This window comes from Streptococcus sp. 1F3 (assembly GCF_054968985.1).
In genome coordinates this window covers 1-14,919 of the sequence record NZ_JBUEQR010000034.1, presented here as the reverse complement: position 1 = coordinate 14,919, position 14,919 = coordinate 1, and the positions used below count along the sequence as shown (strand labels likewise).

Sequence of the window (14,919 nt, the reverse complement as noted above, 5' to 3'; positions counted from 1 at the left end):
GATTTCCTCGTGTTCATCGAACACGTCGTAAATCTCCTATTTTTACTTTGCTCTTGACGTCCTCACATCTTGAGGTTTCGATGTGTTTGGAACAAAGAAATGGGCTAAAAAATGGTATAATAGAATAGATTGTAACTTTTGAAGTATGGAATAGATAAGGAGTATGGACATGACAAAATTGATTTTTATGGGGACACCTGATTTTTCAGCGACAGTCCTAAAGGGGGTATTGGAAGATAGCCGGTATGAAATTTTAGCAGTGGTAACGCAGCCAGATCGTGCGGTTGGCAGAAAAAAGGAAATCCGAATGACCCCAGTCAAAGAAGTGGCTTTGTCCTATGATTTGCCAGTCTATCAACCAGAAAAATTATCTGGAAGTCGAGAGTTAGAAGAATTAGAACAGCTTGGTGCAGATGGGATTGTCACGGCAGCTTTTGGGCAATTTTTACCAACAAGACTTTTAAATAGCGTATCTTTTGCAGTCAATGTTCATGCTTCACTCCTTCCTAAATACAGAGGTGGAGCGCCCATTCACTATGCTCTTATCAATGGAGAGACGGAGACTGGGGTGACCCTCATGGAAATGGTCAAGGAGATGGACGCGGGGGACATGATTGCCAAACGTGCGATTGCAATCACAGATGAGGACAATGTAGGAACCTTGTTTGAAAAGTTAGCGATTGAAGGACGGGATTTATTGTTGGAATATCTCCCTGCCTATGTGGCTGGTGACCTAAAACCAGAAGCTCAGGATCCAAGTCAAGTAAGCTTTTCACCAAATATCAGTCCTGAGGAAGAGCGTCTTGATTGGACCAAGACCAATCGTCAGATTTTTAATCATATCCGTGGGATGTATCCTTGGCCGGTGGCGCATACGCTTTTAAATGGCGAACGTTTCAAGATTTATGAAGCTAGTCTAGCGGAAGGGTCAGGGAGACCAGGTGAGATTATTGGGCTTAGCAAGAAAGGTTTGTGCATTGCGACAGGTGAGGGAGCCATTCGTCTAAAAACAGTTCAGCCAGCAGGCAAACCTAAAATGGGGATTACTGACTTCTTAAATGGATTCGGTCGTCAGTTAGCAGTAGGAGATCGCTTTGGTGAATAAAAAAGAAACAGCACGAGGTCTAGCCTTAAGGGTTTTAGGGCAGGTATTTAGCGAAGGAGCTTACTCTAATCTTGCCCTCAATCAGGCTCTGACCTCCTCTTCATTGTCAGAAAAAGACAAGGGATTTGTGACTGAATTGGTCTATGGTACAGTGACGCGGAAAATAACCCTTGAGTGGTATTTGGCACATGTGATTGAAGATCGAGAGAAGTTAGACTCTTGGGTCTATCACTTGCTCATGCTGAGCTTGTATCAGATCTTGTATTTGGATAAAGTTCCCAACCATGCTATCGTCCATGAAGCAGTTGAATTAGCAAAGAAAAGTCGTGGAGCAGACAAATTTGTTAATGCAATTTTAAGAAAATTGCTGGATAATGAACTGCCAGATATCACTACTATCAAACGGAAAAATAAGCGCCTATCCATTCAGTATTCTTTACCTGTGTGGTTAGTGAAAAAAGTGATAGATGAATACGGAAAGGAGCGGGCGATTCAGATTTTTGAAAGCCTACTCATCCGTAATAAAGCAAGTGTTCGTGTGGTCAATTCCCAGGATTTGAACGAATTACAAGAGGAGTTACAGGCAGAAGCATCCCTTCTGTCCGATGTTGGCTTGGTCAAGCTAACTGGGCATTTTGCAGGGTCAAAAGCCTTTGCTGAAGGGCGAATCACGATTCAAGATGAGAGTAGCCAACTGGTTGCACCAACACTCCATCTGCAGGGCCATGAAGCAGTACTTGATGCCTGTGCAGCCCCAGGTGGAAAGACCACTCATATTGCCAGTTATCTGACGACAGGAACGGTCACAGCCCTTGATTTATATGATCATAAGTTAGCCCTGATTGAGCAAAATGCAGAGAGGCTCGGTCTAGCCGATAAAGTAGTGACAAAAAAGCTAGATGCGAGGGAAGTTTTTCAACACTTTGGAGCAGATGTTTTCGATAAGATTTTGGTAGATGCACCTTGTTCAGGGCTTGGTCTTTTACGCCGTAAGCCAGATATTAAGTACAATAAGGAAGTGGTGGATTTTGAAAGATTGCAGCAAATACAATTAGAGATATTGGACAATGTTTGTCAAAGTCTTCGAAAAGGTGGTATAATAGCCTATAGTACCTGCACAATTGTAGCAGAAGAAAATCAACAAGTGGTGGAGGCTTTTCTAGCTAAACATCCTAACTTTAAACAGGTAAGATTAGAACATAAAAGAAAAGATATTTTGCAAGATGGCTGCATCCTTATCACTCCAGAACGATATGGTAGTGATGGATTCTTTATCAGCCAATTTCAGCGAATATCATAAGAGGAGGAAATGATCCAAATGGAAATTTCATTACTAACAGACGTAGGTCAGAAACGCACCAACAATCAAGATTATGTCAATCGCTATACAAACCGAGCTGGCATTGATTTGATTGTTTTAGCAGATGGTATGGGCGGTCATCGGGCAGGACATATTGCTAGCGAAATGGCAGCTACAGATTTGGGTATTTCATGGGTCGATACACAAATTCATACCTTAAATGATGTTCGTGAATGGTTTGCTGTCATCTTAGAGCAAGAGAATCAAAAGATTCATGAGTTGGGTCAGACAGAGGAATACCGTGGTATGGGGACAACCTTAGAAGCTGTTGTTATCATTGATCAGCAAATGATTTATGCCCATATTGGAGACTCACGAATTGGCTTGGTACGCGATGGAGAATACAGTCAGCTGACCAATGACCATTCATTGGTAGGTGCCTTGGTTCGAGCTGGGCAGTTGACAGAAGAAGAAGCTAAGCGCCACCCACAGAAGAATTTTATCACTCAATCTATTGGTCAACAACATCCTGTTGAAGCAGATATTGCCTTAAAAACGCTAGAATCGGGTGATTATATTTTAGTCAATAGCGATGGTTTGACCAATATGGTTTCCAACGAAGATATTCGAGACATCATTCTTAGTGATGTATCCTTAAATAGCAAGACAGAAAGCCTCATTCGCTTTGCCAATAATGCTGGCGGTACAGATAATATTACTGTAGCTCTTATCCACATTACCGAGGAGGATAGGCAATGATTCAGATTGGGAAAATCTTTGCGGATCGCTACCGGATCGTTCGTCAAATCGGACGTGGTGGAATGGCAGATGTCTATCTAGCAAAAGATTTGATTTTGGATGGTGAAGAAGTCGCCGTCAAAGTTCTTCGGACCAATTATCAAACCGACCAGATAGCCGTGCAACGTTTCCAGCGAGAAGCTAGGGCTATGGCAGATTTAGATCATCCGAATATTGTGCGTATTTCAGACATTGGTGAAGAAGATGGGCAGCAGTATTTGGCGATGGAATATGTCGATGGTCTTGACTTAAAACGGTATATCAAAGAGAACGCACCCCTATCCAATGATGAAGCCGTGCGGATTATGGGACAAATCCTGCTAGCCATGAGAATGGCGCATACCCGTGGGATCGTCCATCGTGATTTAAAACCGCAGAATGTCTTATTGACCAAAGAAGGAACAGCCAAGGTAACGGATTTTGGAATTGCAGTAGCTTTTGCAGAAACCAGCCTAACCCAGACCAATTCAATGTTGGGTTCGGTTCATTATCTGTCACCTGAGCAGGCTCGTGGTTCAAAGGCAACGATTCAAAGTGATATTTATGCGATGGGCATTATCCTGTTTGAAATGTTGACAGGACGAATTCCCTATGACGGAGATAGCGCCGTAACGATTGCGCTCCAGCATTTCCAAAAAGCCCTGCCTTCTGTGCGGGAAGAAAATTCGAGTGTGCCACAGGCGCTTGAAAATGTCGTCTTAAAAGCAACGGCAAAAAAATTGACAGATCGCTATAAGACAGTAGCAGAGATGTATACAGATATAGCTTCTTCGCTGTCAAATAACCGTCTGAATGAAAAGAAGATTGTCTTAGAAAACGGAAAAGTAGATACCAAGACCTTGCCGAAGCTCTCAACGATTGCGACGGAACAGCGTCCTGCTCCTGTTAAAGATTCCCAAGGGACAACTTCTGGTCAAGCTCCAGAGCGTCCGGTAGCTCCTCCTTCTAAGAACAGGCGAAAGATGCGGACACGTTACAAGGTATTATTTGGCACCATTTTGTTGATTGTTGCAGCTGTTGCTGCTCTGTTGCTGAATACTCCAGCGACGATTAGGGTTCCAGATGTTAGTGGACAAACCTTGGATGTGGCTCGGGAAATGCTAGAAACAGCAGGTCTAAAGGTTGGAAAAGTGAGGGAAGAACCTTCTTCAGAAGTTGAGGAGGGAAAGGTCATTCGGACAAACCCAGCAGCAGATACTTCTAAAATTGAAGGAAGCACCATTGACATTGTTGTGGCGACTAGCGATGTCGTGACGGTGCCTGAGGTAGTTGACAAGGACTTTGAAGAGGCTAAGATTGAACTAGAAGCAGCAGGCTTCATCGTTAAAGATACGCGGGAATACAGCAATAGTGTAGAGGTAAATAAGGTGATCTCAACAGATCCAAAGGCTAATTCTTCTAAGACCAAGGGCAGTACTATTACAGTGAAGGTGTCTAAAGGACCGGAACTAAATCAAGTTCCTAATGTTATCGGTAAGAGCCAAGAGGTAGCCACGCAAGAGCTCCAAGCAGTGGGCTTAAAGGTTGGGACAATAACAGAAGAATATGATACACACCAGAAAGGACTTGTGATTCGTACAGATCCAGCTGCCGGGGAATTTCTTGCGAAAGAGGCAGTGGTGAATCTGATTATTTCCAAAGGGCCGGCGCCGGTGATGCCTGACTTTGGTGTCTTAAAAACGACCTATGCAGATGCACGCAGACAATTACAGAATTTAGGGATCAATGTTACTGTTGAAAAAATTGAGGATTCAAATTATTCTGCCAATGGTGAATTGGTAGTGGGGCAATATCCTACTGCTGGGAATACAATCACAGGGGACAGCGTTACTCTCTATGTATCTGTAGCTGTTCCTACTTCGTCAACAACAAGTAGCAGTGTCGATGCGAGTGGTTCTGGAAATAGCTCTAGTAAGAGCTTTGATAATTAGATAGAGAAGGATCAGCAAGTGCTGATAGCTCTTTCTTAGGTTAGGAAGCCTATTTCTGAGACTGGGAATGTCTCTCCCTAGAGCAGTGGAAAATAAGGCTGAGTGCTTACTTGCAGAAAGAGGATAAGGAAATAGTTTCTCGCATACTTACCCATTAAAGGGGACATTTCTCATAATCTAGGAAGGGTATAGGTTCTAATGTATAACCTACCATTTTACAGGGGCTGAACGGTTGTTCATCCCCTTTGTTTTGAGCTTTTATGGGGTCTATATCTTTGTGTAATTTTGAAGAATTTTGGTACAATAGTAGGGAAAGGAATCACGAGATGAGAAAAGTCCAGTTTTTTTTATTAGTAGAAAGTATTATTTTCACCCTAGCTTGCTTTGATGTATTGGCAAGTGAGGCGGCTCGTATTATTTTACTTGTGGCTCTGTTGTTGCTCGTTGCCTGGTATATGACAGGAAGAAAGATGGCAAGTGTATTTCTGTCTAGTGCTATTTTTTTGATTTTTCTAGTCTTTGTCTTAAATCCCTACTTTATCATCGGTGTGATTTTCCTCCTCATCTATATGGTAGTCAACTTTTTCTCCCGATATGAGAAGCGCAATCAATACACACATCTGCATTTTGAGGATAGGGCACTTGAAGCTCACAAACAAAAGACCAAATGGTTTGGAAATCAAGATTATTCGCAGGACTCTTATGGTTTTGAAGATATCAATATTGTCCGTCTGTTCGGTAATGATGTTGTTGACCTTGATGAGACCATTCTGGTTGGCAGGGACAATATTGTCGTGATTCGCAAGACCTTTGGAAATACAAAGATTATCATTCCAATTGATGTTGAGGTTTCCTTATCGGCTGCAAGTTTATATGGTAGGGTCTACTTCTTGGGTCTGTCCTATTGGGATTTACGTAATGAGAGTTTTTCAATTGCCAGTCCTCATTACAAGGAATCTCATAAGCGGGTGAAGGTTGTCGTCAATTGTATCTTTGGGGATGTGGAGGTGGTTCGCATATGATCAAGAAAGGAACCATTGTTCTTCTTGCCTGGTATGCTACCTTGATTGTACTGGTCGTGTTGGCGGCAGTCTTTCCCTTGCTTGAACAATCTCTCTTGGATATATATTTGTGGACATCGACAGAGCAATTTATTTTTACCGTGTTTCTCTTGATTGTGATCTTGACCTTTTTCCTAGTTATTTTAGTCCAATCTGTCGCAATCGTTGCAACCCAAGGGATGCGTCAGAATATTCGCTCTATTATTCAAAATAAGAATATCCGTGGTTCGTCAGAAAATGACCAACTCTTACTACAACTATCGGAAAAAGTGCGGAGTTTGACCCGTCAGGTTCAGTTGATTGATAATCAAGATTTGGTTAAGAAAGAAGAGATTATCGAAAGTGAACGTAGACGCATTGCCCGTGATTTACATGATACGGTCAGCCAAGAATTGTTTGCTAGTAGCATGATTTTATCAGGTTTGTCTAGCAATCTGGAAGTAGTTCAGGCTGAAACCTTACAACAACAGTTGGAGATTGTCAAAGATACGATTGAAACAGCCCAGCGTGATTTGCGGATTTTGCTTCTGCATTTGCGACCTAGTGAGTTAGATGGCAAGGATTTGGTTGAAGGTTTTGAAGTCATTTTGCGTGAGGTCAGTGATAAAAGCGCCATTGAGGTACGATTTCATCATGAAGTGGAGAGCTTGCCAACGGCTATTGAGGAACACCTCTTTCGTATCGGTCAAGAGATTGTCAGCAATACCTTGCGTCACTCAAAGGCTCGCTATCTAGATGTTTATCTGCTCCAATCAGAGCATGAAGTCCAGCTAAAAATGGTAGATGATGGTGTCGGTTTTACGAAAAGTGAGGAGCAAGAAGTTAGTTACGGCTTGCAAAATATCCAGGAACGTGTAGAAGACATGGCAGGAACATTGAAAATTCGCACTGCTCCTAATAAGGGGGTAGCGATTGATATTCGGGTTCCATTATTGAAAGGAAAAGAACATGAGTAAGATTCGGGTTTTATTGGTGGATGACCATGAGATGGTTCGCCTAGGGCTAAAAAGTTTTTTAAACTTACAGGCTGATATTGAGGTGATTGCAGAAGCAAGCGATGGCAAAGAGGGAATAGAAAAAGCCTTAGCATTAAAGCCAGATATTATTATCATGGACTTGGTTATGCCTCAATTATCTGGGGTGGATGCGACCTTAGAAATTCTTAGAGAGTGGAAAGAAGCATCTGTCTTAATTTTAACTTCTTACTTAGATAACGAAAAAATTTATCCTGTTTTAAAAGCAGGAGCAAAAGGGTATATGCTGAAAACCTCTAGCGCAGATGAAATTGTTCGGGCTATTCACAAGGTCTATCGAGGAGAGTTGGCTATTGAGACAGAGGTTGAAAAGAAAATGGAACATAAAAAACGCCACCCAGCCCTCCATGATGACTTGACAGCGCGTGAAAAGGAAATTTTAACCTTGCTGGCTAAGGGCTATGATAATCAGCGGATCGCTGATGAGTCCTTTATTTCCTTGAAAACAGTGAAAACTCATGTATCCAATATCCTTTCGAAATTAGCCGTAAGTGATCGGACACAGGCAGTTGTCTATGCTTTTCAACACGGACTGGTAGCACAAGATTTGGAATCATGATATAATAGGAGATGCAAAAGGAGATTTATGGACGCAAAATTAAAATACAAAGCTAAAAAAATAAAAATTGTCTTTTTTGACATTGATGATACCCTTCGGGTCAAGGATACAGGGTATGTTCCAGCGTCCTTGACCCATGTCTTTCAATCCTTGAAAGAAAAGGGGATTGTAACAGGGATTGCTTCTGGACGTGCGATTTATGGAGTGGTTCCAGAGTTACAGGCATTGAAGCCAGACTACTTTGCGATGATTAACGGCAGTTTTGTAGTAGATGCTAAAGGTACGATTATCCGCCAAAAAGCCATCCCGACAGAGTTAGTGGAACAGTGTATCGAATGGACCAAAGAAGAGGGAATCGATTACGGCTTGATGGGTGCTTATAAGGCAACCTTGTCTCATCGTGATGAGCGAATCAGTAAGGCTATCGATATCATCTATGAGGATTTAGAAACAGATCCTGATTTTTATAAGGAAAATCCTATCTATCAAATCTTGACCTTTGAGCAAGAAGGTAGGCAAGTGGATCTTCCTAAAGAATTGCAAGAGAACATGCGTAGTGTCCGTTGGGATAGTATTTCATCTGATGTCCTCTTACAAGACGCCTCTAAAGCGGCAGGGATTGCTGCTGTTATCGAGCATCTGGGTTTGAAGCCAGAAAATGTCCTGATTTTTGGAGATGGCTTAAATGATCTAGAAGCCTTTGATTACGCTGGTATCAGTGTTGCTATGGGGATTTCTCATCCTGACCTAGTAGCGAGGGCAGACTATATCACAAAAACGGTAGAAGAAGACGGAATTTTATATGCCTTGGAGGAATTTGGTTTGATAGAAAAGGAAACATATTACCCACAATTAGACTTGGAACACGTTGACGGACCACGGGCTAGAATCAAGACCAATCACGGGGAACTCTATTTACAGTTGTTCCCTGAGATTGCTCCCAAAACAGTGGCAAACTTTGTGGCGCTGGCAAAAGATGGCTACTATGATGGCGTTATTTTTCACCGGATTATCAAGGATTTTATGATTCAAGGTGGAGATCCGACCGGGACAGGTATGGGTGGTGAATCCATTTATGGAGCTGCCTTTGAAGATGAGTTTTCAACAGAAGTCTTTAATATTCGTGGCGCTCTTTCGATGGCCAATGCTGGTCCAAATACCAATGGGAGTCAATTCTTCATCGTTCAAAATACCAAGATGCCTTATGCTAAAAAGGAATTAGAACGTGGCGGTTGGCCAACACCGATTGCAGAAGCCTATGCAGCACAAGGTGGAACACCGCATTTGGATCAACGTCATACAGTATTTGGGCAATTACGTGATGAGGCATCTTATGCTGTTTTAGATGCCATTGCTACTGTGGAAACTGGGGCTATGGATAAGCCAGTTGAAGATGTCATCATTGAAAGAATCGAGATTGAGGATTAAGATGAGAATTGGAGAGAAATTGCGGGGAACAGTGACAGGGATTCAACCCTATGGCGCTTTTGTCGAATTGGAGAATGGAACGACGGGTTTGATTCATATTTCAGAAATCAAGACCGGCTATATTGACAATATCCGCGAGCAACTAACGATTGGTCAGGAGTTGTTGGTTCAGGTCGTAGATTTTGATGAATACAGCCAGAAAGTTAGCTTGTCTCTCCGAACATTAGAAGAAGAGAGACAAAAAGTTCCACGTCCTCATCGATTTACAAGTGACCGTTACAAAATCGGCTTCGAACCTTTAGCCAAGAACCTGCCACGTTGGATGAAAGAAGCCAAAAGCTATTTGGAAAAACAATCATAGACAAAACAGGCTTAAAATCAAGTTGAACACACTTGATTTTAAGCCTGTTGATTCTTCTTGTTGTCTATAAGAATCTAACAAGCCCTTGTATCGCAAGCGTCTGGTGTGATACAAGGGCTAAATAGTTTTATTGAGTATTAGTCTTCATACAGGGCGGTTGAGAGGTAGCGCTCACCATTGTCGGCCAGGATTGCCAAGACTTTTTTACCGGCACCTAAATCCTTTGCGACTTCGATAGCAGCGTAAATAGCAGCACCAGAAGAAATTCCTACAAGGAAGCCCTCTTGTCCACCGATGGCACGACCAATTGCTAGAGCATCGTCTGATTTGACGCGGATAATATGGTCATAGGAGTTGGTATCTAAGGTATCGGGAATGAAGCCTGCTGAAATCCCTTGAATTTTATGAGGACCGGGTGCCTCACCTGACAGGACGGCTGATTCATCAGCTTCGACAGCGTAAATGCTGATGGCAGGATTAGCCTGTTTGAGGGTGTGAGAAACTCCTGTAATAGTCCCTCCTGTTCCAATTCCAGAAACAAAAGCATCGAGACCTGTTGAGCCAAAGGCTTCTAGAATTTCTTGTCCAGTAGTATCCTCGTGGACTTTTGGATTGGCAGGATTTGCAAATTGTAGGGGAACCCAGCCGTTTTGCTCTTTTGCAATTTCATGTGCTTTAGCAATCGCACCTTTCATTCCCTCGCTACCCGGAGTGAGAATGAGTTCTGCTCCGTAGGCTTGAATAATTTTACGACGCTCCATACTCATAGTTTCAGGCATGACAATAATAACCTTATAGCCCTTGGCAGCACCGACCCAAGCAAGCCCGATTCCAGTATTTCCACTAGTTGGCTCAACAATTGTATCACCAGATTTAATCCTACCGTCTTTTTCAGCTTGTTCAATCATGGCTAGGGCGATTCGATCTTTGACAGAGGAGCCAGGGTTGAAAGCTTCTAATTTCACATACACATCTGCCGCCCCTTCTGGCACAAGTTTATTTAATTTGATAATAGGGGTATTTCCAATTAGTTCAGTAATATTTTGATAAATAGCCATGGGCACCTCCAGTTCTTATTGCTATCAGTATACTCTGGTCTTTGGTGTTTGTAAAATATAAAAAACCTATCATGCTGATAGGAGTTTTCAATGTACAGGAAGCTCAATAACACGGCAATCAGCCTTCTCAATCTGAATTTTCCCATGGTAAAATTCAATCAGACTATCGATCGTGTCTGCTGTGTCTTCTTTGTCAGTGAAAATCATGGTTTGAATATCTGTTAAAAAGTGAGTATCATATTCTTCCAAATCATGACTAGCTCGCCAGTTTGCAAACTCTTGGTATTGGGAGTAGCTCATTGTAACCGTAATTCCCTGTTGCTTTTTGACTTCGACAATCCCTATTTCAGATACAGCAGTAGCAACAGCACTAGCATATGCTCGAATTAAACCTCCGGCACCTAGCTTAATCCCACCAAAATAGCGGGTCACCACGGCAGCTACATTGGTTAGTTGGTTATTTTCCAAAACCGTTAGCATAGGAACTCCAGCAGTTCCAGAAGGCTCGCCATCATCAGATGAACGCTTGATTTCCATCCGTTCTCCTAGAATAAAAGCAGAGCAGTTATGGGTGGCACGGTAATGCTCTTTTTTGACTGTGTTAATAAAGTGCCGGGCTTCTTCTTCTGAGGTCACCCGTTTTAAATGGCAAATGAAACGTGATTTTTTTATTTCTTCTTCTGCTAGACCGTCAGCAGCAATGGTTCTATATTCTTTCATACCAAGATTGTACTAAGTTTTTTTGAAGATGACAAGTTTTCAGGTAAAAATGACGAATAAATAAGTATGGCAGATTTAGCAAATTATTATGGACGATTGTTTACCCATCACCAGCTGACGGAAGAGGAACGCTTGCAGGCTCAAAAATTAGCAAGTCAGACAGTAGACGGGGCTTGCTTTCGTTGTTCGACCTTGTTTGAAGACAAGCACCGCCTGCCGACAGGTGCGATGTATTGTAGAGAGTGTATAGTATTCGGGCGCGTGCGGACGGATAAGGCCTTATACTCTTTTCCCCAACAAGCTTTTCTACCCCAAAACTCTTTAAAATGGAAAGGTCAGTTGACCGATTGGCAGCAAGGAATTTCGGATGCATTACGGCAATATTTCAAGGAGAAAAAGGCTACCTTGGTTCATGCAGTAACAGGAGCTGGAAAGACAGAGATGATCTATCAGGTGCTTGCAGATGCGATTGATGCGGGTGGAGCTGTTTGCTTAGCGAGTCCGCGGATTGATGTTTGTATCGAATTACATAGGCGCTTGCAAGAAGATTTTTCCTGTCGGATTAGTCTCTTGCATGGTGCAGGAGAATCCTACCTTCGTACGCCTCTAGTCATTGCGACTACCCATCAATTACTCAAGTTTTACCGCGCCTTTGATTTACTGTTGATTGATGAAGTGGATGCTTTTCCCTATGTGGATAATTCCATGCTTTATCGTGCAGTAGAAAATGCTGTAAAAGAAGATGGAGTAACCCTATTTTTAACAGCAACATCGACAGAGCAACTGGAGGAAAAGGTTTGTGCAGGTGTCTTACACCGCCTGCGTCTGCCCCGGCGTTTTCATGGAAATCCTCTGGTTGTTCCGCAAAAGGTATGGCTAGCTCATTTTGAAGACTCTCTAAAAAAGAAGAAGATAGTCCCAAAATTGATCAGAAAGATTGCAAAACAGCAACAAACAGGATTCCCATTGCTTATTTTTCTTCCTGAAATTTGGATGGGGCAAGGTTTTGCTGATTTATTAAAACTCCACTTTCCAGATATGGAGCTTGGTTTTGTATCTAGTCAAACAGCAAATCGCTTGGATATTATTGAACAATTCCGCAAGAAGAAAGTCCGTATTCTAGTTACGACAACAATCTTAGAACGTGGGGTTACCTTTCCCTGTGTAGATGTGTTTGTTGTGAAAGCGAATCATCCTCTTTATACGGCATCTTCTTTGATTCAGATTGCTGGACGGGCAGGAAGAAGTCTGGAGCGTCCGACTGGCGAGGTAGTCTTTTTTCAAGATGGAAGTAATAGTGCGATTGAAAGAGCTATTCGAGAGATTCAAGGGATGAATGAGGAGGCAGCTAATGGCACTATGTCTACTATGTCAGCAAAATCTTAACAAACGACTCTTATTTTCAGATATTCTTCTATTAAGAGAAGAGAAAGAAGAAGCCTGCATTGATTGTAAGGAAAAATTCCTGCCTATTGCCGAAACCCACTGTCCATCTTGCTTTAAAGAGGGCGAAAAAAAGGTCTGTTCAGATTGTCTGTATTGGCTTGAAAAGGGCGAAACTGTCTCGCACCAAAGCCTCTATCGCTATAATCAAGCCATGGCAGCCTATATGAGTCGTTATAAATTTATCGGTGATTACTTGCTAAGAATGGTATTTGCATCCGAGTTAAAAAAATATTTTAAAAATAAGACAGCCGCTGTCCTTGTTCCCATTCCGATTAGTGAGAAGAGAATGGCTGAAAGAGGTTTTAATCAAGTAATCGGTTTATTAACCGCTGCAGGGCTCTCATTTCAGGAACTGCTTCAAAAGGAAGATACCAAAAAGCAATCAGAAAAGACCCGCCAGGAACGTCTGCGTTTAGCTCAGCCTTTTTCGCTTATAGAAAATACAGACTTACCAGATAGGATTATATTAATAGATGATATTTACACAACAGGTACTACCATACAGTTAGCCAAGCGAATATTGATGAAAAATGGAGCGAAAACAGTCACAAGTTTTTCACTTGCACGTTAGTAAACGCTTGCAAAAAAATACTGGTGTGGTATAATAGTAGTGAACAAAAGCGAAAGCTTAGAAAGAGGTATTTACCATGATTAAATTTAGCATTCGTGGAGAGAACATTGAAGTAACAGAGGCTCTTCGTAGTTATGTCGAAGAAAAAGTAGCTAAGATTGAAAAATACTTCCATGCAGACCAAGAGTTAAATGCGAAAGTAAATCTAAAAGTGTACCGTGATAAACGCTCCAAAGTAGAAGTGACAATCCCACTAGGATCGATTACACTCCGTGCCGAAGATATTTCTCAGGATATGTATGGGTCTATTGATTTAGTAGTTGATAAGATTGAGCGTCAAATCCGTCGCAATAAGACCAAGATTGAGAAGAAAAACCGTCAAAAAGTTTCTACTAGTCAATTGTTTACTGAAGAGTTAGTAGAGCAAGTTGAAGAAGATATCAAAGTGGTTCGTACCAAACAAGTTGATTTGAAACCAATGGATTTAGAAGAAGCAATTTTACAACTTGAGTTGTTGGGACACGATTTCTTCATTTACACAGATGCTAAGGATTCTACAACGAACGTTATTTACAAACGTGAAGACGGTGGTCTTGGTCTACTAGAAGTTAAAGCCTAAAAATGTAAGTAGAAAATTAGAAAATCATTCCAAGAAAAAATAGACGCAAGTGTGTCAGCTTAGCCGAATACAGCTGTGTCTATCCATAGGCATAAATTAGGTAATCATATAAGGCATGATGAAGTTGGTCCACTGGTTCCAGCTTCATCTGTTTATTATTGTTTTTTAAGCCACTAATAGGAAGTAGGGATAAGTCGATAGGTGTACGATAAGCAGTGAGGGAAATGAGCAATAAAAGCTACGAAATTCAGTCAAAATAGATTTTATTCGACTGGTCTTCACATAGGTTCCAATCACAGAAGCTAAGGGATTTGTATGGTCTGATTTAGTAAAAATAGGATAAGAAAAGACAAGTGGCTAGCAAAAAAAGGATAAAAAAAGTGGTAAATTCTCACAGTAAGTTCTAGTTCCCGTCCTTCCAGAATTTACTCTGAGAAAACTGCATAAAACCAACAGAATTTAGTCTCAGACTAAGTTCTGTTTTTGCCTACAATGCGGATTCGAGGAAGTTTTAGGGTTGAAAATGTTGAAAAAAAGAGTACAGTAAAGTTACTGGCTCTGAGACGTCTCAAAGTAAGTTCTAGTTATCTGGCATTTGGGTTGGGACAAGTTCCTTTCTATTTTTGATTCATTTTATAAAGAAAACTAGGGATTATTTATTTACTAATCGAGGTGATTGGATGACCTTCTGAGGGTCAATTTTAGAGATCCCCAAAAGTGTTGCCAATTCTTCACCAAAAGTAAAGGCAAAGAGTTCATAAGCCGATTTTCCGTTGAAAGAAGCTCGTTTGATGCTGTTGACATGCGAACAAACTAGGTTGATGTCCTCCTGTGTCAAGTTGTCAAAAGAACTTCCCTTAGGAAGAATGTCTCTGATAAGTGTATGATTCTTCTCAATTCTCCCTTTCTGGTCAGAACGATTTGGGTC

14 protein-coding genes and 1 pseudogene are annotated in these 14,919 nt (G+C 41.7%); 12 read left to right on the top strand and 3 right to left on the bottom strand.

The genetic code is table 11. The annotated features are described in order from the left end of the window. Window positions 1–169: 169 nt before the first annotated feature. The 9 genes from fmt (at window position 170) to ACVPON_RS02665 (ending at window position 9,577) form a co-directional block, all read left to right on the top strand. Window positions 170–1,105 (top strand): methionyl-tRNA formyltransferase, encoded by a 936-nt coding sequence (gene fmt, locus ACVPON_RS02705; protein WP_462875938.1) that lies wholly within the window; start codon window positions 170–172, stop codon window positions 1,103–1,105. Next, window positions 1,095–2,405, top strand: coding sequence for a 16S rRNA (cytosine(967)-C(5))-methyltransferase RsmB (gene rsmB, locus ACVPON_RS02700; protein ID WP_462875936.1), 1,311 nt, complete (start codon window positions 1,095–1,097; stop codon window positions 2,403–2,405). The genes fmt and rsmB overlap by 11 nt, the downstream gene beginning before the upstream one ends. Window positions 2,406–2,423: 18 nt before the next feature. Then, window positions 2,424–3,164, top strand: a complete 741-nt coding sequence (locus tag ACVPON_RS02695) for a Stp1/IreP family PP2C-type Ser/Thr phosphatase (RefSeq protein WP_462875935.1) — start codon at window positions 2,424–2,426, stop codon at window positions 3,162–3,164. After that, a complete protein-coding gene (gene pknB, locus ACVPON_RS02690; protein ID WP_462875933.1) occupies window positions 3,161–5,134 on the top strand; it encodes a Stk1 family PASTA domain-containing Ser/Thr kinase in 1,974 nt (657 codons plus the stop codon). Before ACVPON_RS02695 ends, pknB begins: the two co-directional genes overlap by 4 nt. 326 nt (window positions 5,135–5,460) lie before the next feature. Then, on the top strand, window positions 5,461–6,156 hold the full coding sequence (liaF, locus tag ACVPON_RS02685) for a cell wall-active antibiotics response protein LiaF (protein ID WP_462875930.1): 696 nt from the start codon (window positions 5,461–5,463) through the stop codon (window positions 6,154–6,156). Next, entirely contained in the window at window positions 6,156–7,151 is a 996-nt protein-coding gene (locus tag ACVPON_RS02680) for an envelope stress sensor histidine kinase LiaS (protein ID WP_462875939.1), read from the top strand. The genes liaF and ACVPON_RS02680 overlap by 1 nt, the downstream gene beginning before the upstream one ends. Beyond that, entirely contained in the window at window positions 7,144–7,788 is a 645-nt protein-coding gene (locus ACVPON_RS02675) for a response regulator transcription factor (protein WP_462875928.1), read from the top strand. The genes ACVPON_RS02680 and ACVPON_RS02675 overlap by 8 nt, the downstream gene beginning before the upstream one ends. A 27-nt stretch (window positions 7,789–7,815) precedes the next feature. Next, a complete protein-coding gene (locus tag ACVPON_RS02670) occupies window positions 7,816–9,216 on the top strand; it encodes a bifunctional Cof-type HAD-IIB family hydrolase/peptidylprolyl isomerase (protein ID WP_462875926.1) in 1,401 nt (466 codons plus the stop codon). 1 nt (window position 9,217) lies between these two features. Continuing rightward, complete coding sequence (locus ACVPON_RS02665) at window positions 9,218–9,577, top strand: S1 RNA-binding domain-containing protein (protein ID WP_462875925.1); 360 nt, start codon at window positions 9,218–9,220, stop codon at window positions 9,575–9,577. Window positions 9,578–9,714: 137 nt separating this feature from the next. On the opposite strand, the gene cysK is transcribed toward ACVPON_RS02665, so the two are convergent. Both cysK and ACVPON_RS02655 read right to left on the bottom strand, forming a co-directional pair. Further along, a complete protein-coding gene (gene cysK / locus ACVPON_RS02660) occupies window positions 9,715–10,635 on the bottom strand; it encodes a cysteine synthase A (protein WP_462875923.1) in 921 nt (306 codons plus the stop codon). Window positions 10,636–10,722: 87 nt separating this feature from the next. Continuing rightward, complete coding sequence (locus ACVPON_RS02655) at window positions 10,723–11,355, bottom strand: YigZ family protein (protein WP_462875922.1); 633 nt, start codon at window positions 11,353–11,355, stop codon at window positions 10,723–10,725. A gap of 66 nt (window positions 11,356–11,421) precedes the next feature. Here ACVPON_RS02655 and ACVPON_RS02650 point away from each other — a divergent pair, with 66 nt between their 5' ends. From ACVPON_RS02650 to hpf, 3 genes are all read left to right on the top strand, one after another. After that, a complete protein-coding gene (locus ACVPON_RS02650; RefSeq protein WP_462875920.1) occupies window positions 11,422–12,741 on the top strand; it encodes a DEAD/DEAH box helicase in 1,320 nt (439 codons plus the stop codon). Further along, complete coding sequence (locus ACVPON_RS02645) at window positions 12,707–13,372, top strand: ComF family protein (RefSeq protein WP_462875918.1); 666 nt, start codon at window positions 12,707–12,709, stop codon at window positions 13,370–13,372. The genes ACVPON_RS02650 and ACVPON_RS02645 overlap by 35 nt, the downstream gene beginning before the upstream one ends. A 76-nt stretch (window positions 13,373–13,448) precedes the next feature. Next, on the top strand, window positions 13,449–13,991 hold the full coding sequence (hpf, locus tag ACVPON_RS02640) for a ribosome hibernation-promoting factor, HPF/YfiA family (protein WP_462875916.1): 543 nt from the start codon (window positions 13,449–13,451) through the stop codon (window positions 13,989–13,991). Window positions 13,992–14,643: 652 nt separating this feature from the next. On the opposite strand, the pseudogene ACVPON_RS02635 reads toward hpf, so the two are convergent. Continuing rightward, a pseudogene (locus ACVPON_RS02635) lies at window positions 14,644–14,919 on the bottom strand (IS30 family transposase); the annotation flags it as partial.